Genomic DNA, 6,553 nt, shown 5'->3' on the forward strand with positions numbered 1-6,553 from the left:
CGCAGCGCGCCGGCGCAGATGGCCAGCACGATGTCGTTGAGGCTGGTGTCGGTGGCCTTCGACATCTGCTTGACTTCGGCCAGCGGCACCGAGCGCGCTGCGAAGGAGCGCTGATTGGTGATCGAGACGTTGAGCGGCGTGCGCGGCGCGGTGCGCAAGGCCTTGGGCAGCTCGAACTTGCGCTGGCCTGATCCGTCCGACACCGGCATCAGCACGTTGCCGATGGCCTTGGCGGTGGCCGGTATCGACTGGATCAGCTTTACATACTGCTGCACCGCGTTGCTCAGCGCGGCCGTGGCCAGTTCGGCCATGCCGAGCTGCGACGAGGCGGGCCGGCGCGTCACGCGCGGGGCCTTCACCGGCGCCGGCGTGTCTGAGATGTCGAACAGCGCCTTGGCCACCGCCACGCCGGCCTGTCCGTCGATCGCCGCATGGTGCATCTTGCTGTAGAGCGCCACCTGGCCGGTCTGCAGGCCTTCGATGATGTGCATCTCCCACAGCGGGCGGCTGCGGTCCAGCAACGATGAATGCAGCCGGCCCACCAGGCGCTCCAGTTGCGCCATGGTCCCGGGCCTCGGCATGATCACGTGGTGGATGTGGTGGTCCAGGTCCAGGTCGTCGTCGTCCACCCACACCGGGTTGGCGAGGTCGAAGGGCATCACCGCCAGCTTGCGCACGAACACCGAGGCCAGGTGGAGGCGCCCGCTCAGGTACTTCTTGGCGTCCTCGGCGAAGTCGCCCTCGTAACCCGGCGGCAGATCGATCAGGTGCAGGCTCCCGACGTGCATCGGCGATTCGGGGGTTTCAAGGTGCAGGAACGAGGCGTCCATGCCGCTGAGGTGATGCATGCGTGTCTCCTTGGCGGACGCCTCTGCGCCCCGCCCGCGTCGTTGTTGTGTGTCCGATCGGCGTTGCAGTGTGAACCTCGGCGCCGCTTCTTTCAACTGGATGAAGACCCGCAGGGGCGGTCGCCCCGCCCCCGTGATTACCCGCCCGCCGGCACCGGCATGGCCGGCCTGGGACAATCGCGGCCCATGGACAAGCAGCGCATCGTGGTGGGCCTGAGCGGCGGGGTGGACTCCGCGGTCACGGCGCACCTGCTCAAGCAGCAGGGCCATGAGGTGGTCGGCATCTTCATGAAGAACTGGGAAGACGACGACGACAGCGAATATTGTTCGTCGAACATCGACTTCATCGACGCCGCCAGCGTCGCTGACGTGCTGGGCATCGAGATCGAGCACGTCAACTTCGCGGCCGACTACAAGGACCGCGTCTTCGCCGAGTTCCTGCGCGAGTACCAGGCCGGCCGCACGCCCAACCCGGACGTGCTGTGCAATGCCGAGATCAAGTTCAAGGCCTTCCTCGATCACGCGATGCGCCTTGGCGCGGAAAGAATCGCCACCGGGCACTACGCCCGCGTTCGCTTCAACGCGGCGAGCGAGCGCTACGAGTTGCTCAAGGGCCTCGATCCGGCGAAGGACCAGAGCTATTTCCTGCACCGCCTGAACCAGCAGCAACTGGCGAAGACGATGTTTCCTGTCGGCGAGCTGCACAAGACCGAGGTGCGACGCATCGCCGACGAGATCGGCCTGCCCAATGCCAGGAAGAAGGACTCGACCGGCATCTGCTTCATCGGCGAACGGCCTTTCCGGGAATTCCTCAACCGCTACATCTCGAAGGAGCCGGGCCCGATCCGCGACGAGCGCGGCCGGCGCATCGGCGAGCACCAGGGCCTGAGTTTCTACACCCTGGGCCAGCGCCAGGGCCTGGGCATCGGCGGCGTCAAGCCCAAAGGCGCGCAGCGCGGCGCCGGCGAGCACGCACCCTGGTTCGTGGCTCGCAAGGACATCGAAAGCAACACCCTCTGGGTGGTGCAGGGCCACGACCACCCCTGGCTGCTGTCGCCGGCCCTGGAGGCGGACGATGCCAGCTGGGTAGGGGGCAGGGCGCCGTCCGCGGGCGCTTACGCGGCGAAGGCGCGCTATCGCCAGGCCGACGCCGGCTGCACACTGTCGGAGGGCGCCAACGGCGCGTTCCGGCTCGCCTTCGCCGACCTCCAATGGGCGGTGACGCCGGGGCAGTCGGCGGTGCTCTATGACGGCGAGGTCTGCCTGGGTGGCGGAGTCATCTCGCGCGTCGGCTGACGCCTGCGGGCGCACCTTCGCCGTCGGCCGCGCTACGGGCCCCCTTCGGAGCGGCCGGGCGGGCGGGTGCTCAGGCCGCGTCCTCGCCCGCCACCGAGGCGTGGACGTGGATGAGGTCCAGCGGATGGCGATGGCCCGCGAGATAGTCGTCCACGCATTGCAGCAGCAGCGGGCTGCGATGGCGCTCGCGGCTCGCACGGAGCTCCTCGGCCGTCATCCACAAGGTGCGCACGATGCCCTGGTCCAGCGCACGGCCCGGCTCGAGAGGTCCCAGCGTGCCGCAGAAGGCGAAACGCATGTACGTGGTGTCCTCGCCCCGGGCGCCGCGCTGGCGGGCCATGTAGATGCCGACCAGCGCAGTCGGCGTGAAGCGGTGCGCGGTTTCTTCCAGCGTCTCGCGCGCGCAGCCTTCGGCCGGCGACTCGCCGGGGTCCAGATGGCCCGCAGGCGAATTCAGCCGCAGGCCATCGCTCGTCTCTTCCTCGACCACGAGGAAGCGGCCGGCCTGCTCGATCACGGCGGCGACGGTGACGTTGGGCTTCCAGCGATGCGCCATCAGCGCACCATCAGCGCAAGACGTAGCCCGAGAAGCGCCAGACCCGGTCGTCCCCCAACTGGAAGGTCACCAGCTCGCGAACGGTGGTGTTCGCCTTGTTGGCAAAGCGGGTCTCGTATTCGATGCTCACGTACTGGCCGGCCAGTTCCTGGTTGCTCTCCCCGACCACCTGCCGGTTGATGGCGACCCAGGTGCGCTGCTGCGCGACGCCCAGCGGGGCGCGTGCCTTGGCGACCTGGTTCACGAAATCGTCGCGGCTCACGCGCTTGCGCGCGGCTGGCGTGGCGCCGTCCCAGAGCTCGCCCGTCTTGTTCTGGTCGATCATCTGGATCGCCTGCAGGCCGCCGCGGACCAGGTCGCTCGGTTCCGCGTCCTGCGCAGATGCGAGCTGCACACAGCTGCCCAGCAGCACGGCAGCCAGCAGGCTTCGGATCATCTTTTTCATCGTGACGCCACTCCTTGGTTAATCATTCTGTCGCCCCTGCCAGGGGGTCCGGCGGCTCGGCCTCGTCGCCCGCGATGTATTCCAACCGGTAGCCCAGGCCGTAGACCGAGGCCAGGATCAACCCGTTGGGCCGCAGGTCCAGCCGGGCGCGCAGCCGAGACATATGCATGTCGAGCGAACGTGAACCAGGCTCGAGCTCCTGCCCCCAGATGGTCAGCATCAGGTGCTCGCGCGGCAGCAGCCGGCCGATGTTGCGAAACAGGAGGAGCGCGAGGTCGTACTCCCGCCTTTTCAACCGCACCGGTTCCCCATGCAGGCGGATCGTACCGGCGAGCGGAGAGAAGTGATAGGGGCCGTAGACCAGTTCTCTCTGGAACGGGTGGCATACGCGGAGTCCGGGCGGCAAGGACTTGCCGTTGGCATAGCCGTGGCACTCGTGACCACTTGTCGCCATCACGCGCTGGATCGATTCGATCTCGCGCGGCTCGTCGTCGAGCATCGCTATCCGCATGGCATCCCCCTGAAGATTCTTGTTCCACGCTGCCGGCCATTCTGGGCGCCGGTCGCGCGCGGATCGCACTGTACAGGAAGCAGGCGCCGAACTGGAAGAGGGCTTGCGCGTGCATGGCGGCGACGCACCGCCAAGTCCGCGCACCCTCGCGACAGCGCGGCCGGCCTGCGCTTGTCATCTTCATGTAAGCTCGGCGCGAATTCCAACGTAGCCCCGAGGAGATCCCCATGCTGATAGGCGTGCCGGCCGAGACTGTGCCCGGCGAAACCCGAGTGGCCGTCACTTCGGAGACGGCCAAGAAGCTTGTCGCGCAGGGGCACACCGTGCGCGTGCAGTCCGGTGCCGGCATCACTGCGTCCATTACCGATGCTGCCTACCAGGCCGCCGGTGCCGAGATCACCGATGCAGCCGGCGCCTTCGCCTGCGAGCTGGTGCTCAAGGTGCGCTCGCCGTCCGACGCCGAGGCCGCGCTCATGAAGCCGGGCACGGTGGTGGTGGGCATGCTCAACCCCTTCGATGCCGAGGGCCTGCAGAGGCTCGCGGCCGCGGGCCTCACCGGCTTCGCGCTGGAGGCGGCCCCCCGCACCACGCGTGCCCAGAGCATGGACGTGCTCTCCTCCCAGGCCAACATCGCCGGCTACAAGGCCGTCATGATTGCGGCCGACAAGTACCAGCGCTTCTTCCCCATGCTGATGACCGCCGCCGGCACCGTGAAGGCCGCGCGCGTGGTCATCCTCGGCGTCGGCGTGGCCGGCCTGCAGGCCATCGCCACCGCCAAGCGCCTGGGCGCGGTCATCGAGGCCTCGGACGTGCGTCCCTCCGTCAAGGAGCAGGTGGAGTCCCTGGGCGCCAAGTTCATCGACGTGCCCTACGAGACCCAGGAAGAGAAGGAAGCCGCCGAAGGCGTCGGCGGCTATGCCCGCCCCATGCCCCAGAGCTGGCTCGATCGCCAGAAGGCCGAGGTCGCCAAGCGCGTGGCCCAGGCCGACGTGGTCATCACCACCGCGCTGATCCCCGGCCGGCCCGCCCCGGTGCTGGTCACAGAGGACATGGTCAAGGCCATGAAGCCCGGCTCCGTCATCGTCGACCTGGCGGCCCCGCAAGGCGGCAACTGCCCGCTGACGGAGCCCGGGCGCACGGTCATCAAGCATGGCGTCACGCTGGTGGGCGAGGCCAACCTGCCCGCGCTGGTAGCGGCCGACGCCTCCTCGCTCTACGCGCGCAACGTGCTCGACTTCCTCAAGCTCGTGCTCCCCAAGGAGGGCGGCTTCAAGATCGATCTCGAGGACGACATCGTCGCCGCCTGCCTGATGAGCAGGGACGGCCAAGTGACCCGCAAGTAAGAACGAGGAAGCAGCCCATGGACCCCGTCTCCCACACCGTCATCAACCTGATCATCTTCGTGCTGGCCATCTACGTGGGCTACCACGTGGTCTGGACCGTCACGCCTGCGCTGCACACGCCGCTGATGGCGGTGACCAACGCGATTTCCGCCATCGTCATCGTCGGCGCCATGCTGGCGGCTGCGCTCACCAGCACCTGGCTGGGCAAGGGCATGGGCGTGCTGGCCTTCGCGCTGGCCGCAGTCAACGTCTTCGGCGGCTTCCTGGTCACCCGGCGCATGCTGGAGATGTTCAGGAAGAAGGACAAGAAGGCGGCCCCTGCCAAGGCGGAGGGCCACTGACCATGTCGATGAACGTCGTCACGCTGCTGTACCTGGTCGCCAGCGTCTGCTTCATCCAGTCCCTCAAGGGCCTGAGCCATCCCACAACCTCGATCCGCGGCAACATCTTCGGCATGGTCGGCATGGCGATCGCCATCCTGACCACCGGGGCGCTGATCGTGCAGCTCTCCGACGGCAAGGCCCAGGGCATGGCCTGGGTGCTGCTGGGCCTGGTGGTCGGCGGCGGCTACGGCGCCTACCGCGCCAAGACCGTCGAGATGACCCAGATGCCCGAGCTGGTGGCCTTCTTCCACAGCATGATCGGCCTGGCGGCAGTGTTCATCGCGGTTGCCGCCGTGGTCGAGCCCTGGGCCTTCGGCATCACGCCGCCTCCGGTGGCGGCAGTGATCGGGGGCAACACGCCCGAGGGCGCGTATGTCCTCGACGGGCTCGCGCGCTTCGCCATTCCTGCCGGCAACCGGCTCGAGCTGTTCCTGGGCGCGGCCATCGGCGCCATCACCTTCAGCGGCTCGGTCATCGCCTTCGGCAAGCTCTCTGGCAAGTACAAGTTCCGCCTGTTCCAGGGCGCGCCTGTGCAGTTCAAGGGCCAGCACATGCTCAACCTGGTGCTGGGGCTGCTGACCATCGGGCTCGGCCTGGTGTACATGGCCACCGAGAGCTGGACCGCCTTCTTCCTGATGCTCCTGCTGGCCTTCGTGATGGGCGTGCTGATCATCATCCCGATCGGCGGGGCCGACATGCCGGTCGTCGTGTCGATGCTCAACAGCTACTCGGGCTGGGCGGCCGCGGGCATCGGCTTCAGCCTGAACAATGCGATGCTGATCGTGGCCGGCTCGCTGGTGGGCAGCTCGGGCGCGATCCTGAGCTACATCATGTGCAAGGCGATGAACCGGTCGTTCTTCAACGTGATCCTGGGCGGCTTCGGCGGCGAGGCGGCGGCAGCCACGGGGGGGACCCAGGAGCAGCGGCCGGTCAAGAGCGGCAGCGCGGACGATGCGGCCTACATGCTGAGCAACGCCGAGACCGTGATCATCGTGCCCGGCTACGGCCTGGCGGTGGCGCGGGCGCAGCACGCGGTCAACGAGCTGGCGCAGAAGCTCACCGAAAAGGGCGTGACCGTGAAGTACGCGATCCACCCGGTGGCCGGGCGCATGCCGGGGCACATGAACGTGCTGCTGGCCGAGGCCGAGGTGCCCTACGACCAGGTGTTCGA

General features: G+C 67.9%; 8 protein-coding genes. 4 read left to right on the top strand and 4 right to left on the bottom strand.

All coding sequences use genetic code 11. From position 1 onward, the window contains the following. A partial coding sequence (locus APY03_RS43390; protein WP_332307379.1) for a wax ester/triacylglycerol synthase domain-containing protein occupies positions 1–848 on the bottom strand: 848 nt, incomplete at its 3' end. 186 nt (positions 849–1,034) lie between these two features. Here APY03_RS43390 and mnmA point away from each other — a divergent pair. Continuing rightward, positions 1,035–2,144: a tRNA 2-thiouridine(34) synthase MnmA gene (mnmA, locus tag APY03_RS07160; RefSeq protein WP_068675323.1), complete on the top strand. Its 1,110-nt coding sequence runs from the start codon at positions 1,035–1,037 to the stop codon at positions 2,142–2,144. Between the two features lie 70 nt (positions 2,145–2,214). On the opposite strand, the gene APY03_RS07165 is transcribed toward mnmA, so the two are convergent. Genes APY03_RS07165 through APY03_RS07175 form a run of 3 tightly spaced genes read right to left on the bottom strand, consistent with a single transcriptional unit; the run spans position 2,215 to position 3,644 of the window. Beyond that, positions 2,215–2,700: an NUDIX hydrolase gene (locus APY03_RS07165; protein ID WP_068675309.1), complete on the bottom strand. Its 486-nt coding sequence runs from the start codon at positions 2,698–2,700 to the stop codon at positions 2,215–2,217. A gap of 10 nt (positions 2,701–2,710) precedes the next feature. Beyond that, positions 2,711–3,145, bottom strand: a complete 435-nt coding sequence (locus tag APY03_RS07170) for a DUF4019 domain-containing protein (protein WP_068675311.1) — start codon at positions 3,143–3,145, stop codon at positions 2,711–2,713. A 22-nt stretch (positions 3,146–3,167) separates the two neighbouring features. Further along, positions 3,168–3,644 (bottom strand): winged helix-turn-helix domain-containing protein, encoded by a 477-nt coding sequence (locus tag APY03_RS07175; RefSeq protein WP_068675313.1) that lies wholly within the window; start codon positions 3,642–3,644, stop codon positions 3,168–3,170. A 239-nt stretch (positions 3,645–3,883) separates the two neighbouring features. Here APY03_RS07175 and APY03_RS07180 point away from each other — a divergent pair, with 239 nt between their 5' ends. The 3 genes from APY03_RS07180 to APY03_RS07190 all read left to right on the top strand — a co-directional run. Beyond that, positions 3,884–4,999, top strand: a complete 1,116-nt coding sequence (locus APY03_RS07180) for a Re/Si-specific NAD(P)(+) transhydrogenase subunit alpha (protein WP_068675315.1) — start codon at positions 3,884–3,886, stop codon at positions 4,997–4,999. Between the two features lie 17 nt (positions 5,000–5,016). Further along, entirely contained in the window at positions 5,017–5,340 is a 324-nt protein-coding gene (locus APY03_RS07185; protein ID WP_068675317.1) for an NAD(P) transhydrogenase subunit alpha, read from the top strand. 2 nt (positions 5,341–5,342) lie between these two features. After that, a partial coding sequence (locus APY03_RS07190) for an NAD(P)(+) transhydrogenase (Re/Si-specific) subunit beta (protein ID WP_068675319.1) occupies positions 5,343–6,553 on the top strand: 1,211 nt, incomplete at its 3' end.

It is taken from the genome of Variovorax sp. WDL1 (assembly GCF_001541225.1).
GTDB lineage: Bacteria > Pseudomonadota > Gammaproteobacteria > Burkholderiales > Burkholderiaceae_C > Variovorax.

What these genes read in the sequence shown, in the direction of transcription:
- mnmA (WP_068675323.1), top strand. Translation starts at nt 1,035, where the DNA reads ATGGACAAGCAGCGCATCGTGGTGGGCCTGAGCGGCGGGGTGGACTCC.
- APY03_RS07165 (WP_068675309.1), bottom strand. Translation starts at nt 2,700, where the DNA reads ATGGCGCATCGCTGGAAGCCCAACGTCACCGTCGCCGCCGTGATCGAG.
- APY03_RS07170 (WP_068675311.1), bottom strand. Translation starts at nt 3,145, where the DNA reads ATGAAAAAGATGATCCGAAGCCTGCTGGCTGCCGTGCTGCTGGGCAGC.
- APY03_RS07175 (WP_068675313.1), bottom strand. Translation starts at nt 3,644, where the DNA reads ATGCTCGACGACGAGCCGCGCGAGATCGAATCGATCCAGCGCGTGATG.
- APY03_RS07180 (WP_068675315.1), top strand. Translation starts at nt 3,884, where the DNA reads ATGCTGATAGGCGTGCCGGCCGAGACTGTGCCCGGCGAAACCCGAGTG.
- APY03_RS07185 (WP_068675317.1), top strand. Translation starts at nt 5,017, where the DNA reads ATGGACCCCGTCTCCCACACCGTCATCAACCTGATCATCTTCGTGCTG.